At 78.0% G+C, this 1164-nt stretch carries 1 protein-coding gene and 1 pseudogene; one reads left to right on the top strand and one right to left on the bottom strand.

Annotated features, from left to right (window positions below):
* Nucleotides 1-252 (top strand): annotated as a pseudogene (locus tag KBX39_RS31635) (type VII secretion integral membrane protein EccD); the annotation flags it as partial.
* Here KBX39_RS31635 and KBX39_RS31630 read toward each other — a convergent pair.
* Nucleotides 236-1164 (bottom strand): type VII secretion protein EccE (locus KBX39_RS31630; protein WP_210874088.1); only part of this gene is annotated, 929 nt, incomplete at its 5' end. The pseudogene KBX39_RS31635 and the gene KBX39_RS31630 sit on opposite strands and share 17 nt — an antisense overlap.

Genomic DNA, 1164 nt, shown 5'->3' with positions numbered 1-1164 from the left:
GGCCTGGGACTGGTCGCCGCCGCCACGTTCGCCGCCGGTTCGCTGGGGGTCCGGCTCGGGCTGGTCCGCGGCGGCCTGGCCGTGGTGGCCGTGATCAGCCTGGTCTACGGCCTGACCGTGGCCGGCAAGCGGATCTCGCCGGTCTGGGGCCGGACCCTGGACATCGTCGAGATCCTGCTGATCATCGCGCTGGTGCCGCTCGCCGTGTGGGTGTGCGGCATGTACGGCTGGATCGTCAACCTTCGACCGTGACGGTCCCCATCGCGGTGCCGACCGGCGCGGTGGCGTAGACGCCGGGACCGTGCTGGCCGTCCAGCGGGCGGGCCGGCACACCCGCGCGCCCGGCCATGTCCCGGACCGCCTTCACCAGCGCCTCGGCGTGCCCGTCCATGGCCGCCACCCGCAGCAGCGGCGGAACCCGCCGGCCGCCCGGGAGCACCACGGCGGCGACCGTGTGCGACGGCGCCGAGGTGGCGGTGACCGCGTCCACGAGCGCGCCGAGCGAGCCGTTGGGGCGTACCCGCAGGGCCAGGCAGCGCTGCGTCCAGCCGCCCCCGCGCACGCTGGTCCACGTCTCCACCGGCGCCTCCGGCGCCAGGTCGAGCCCGGCGCCGGACACCACCGCCGCGTGCAGCTCGTCCCGCCCGAGCACGCGGTGGCCGAGACCGGCGGCGTTGAGCGCCTTGCCGAGCCGGCCCACCCCGGCCGCCACCGTCCGGTGCACGCCGCGCAGGCCGCCGCCCCGGCTCACCGTTTCGGCCCGCGCGTCGGCCACCGACAGTCGCAGCGCCACCCACACGGTCCGATACGCCGACGGCGGCGCGCCGGGGGCCGGGTACCAGACCAGCGTGTGCGAGACGACCTGGGTCTGGGTGACCGGGCCGGAGAAGTCGGCGAGCACGGCGAGCGCGCGGTCCACCACGGCGGCCTCGATCGAGCCCGCGGGCGCGCCGGGCCGGCCGGTGAGCGCCAGCGCGGCGAACCAGCCCCGGTCGTCCTGCCCGATGCCGAGGCGGGTGCCGCGCTCGGTCAGCTCCACCACTGTCAGTTCCGGGGCGAGCGCGGCCAGCCGGGGGTCGCCGCCCGGCGTCGCGCCCCGGGCCCGGTCGCGGCGGCGGCGCAGCCGGCGGCGGAGCATCAGGTCCTCGTACCACCATCGGCCGC

The sequence above is a fragment of the Micromonospora sp. D75 genome, from assembly GCF_018070405.1.
GTDB lineage: Bacteria > Actinomycetota > Actinomycetes > Mycobacteriales > Micromonosporaceae > Micromonospora > Micromonospora chalcea.
This window is presented reverse-complemented; position numbering and strand designations above follow the sequence as displayed.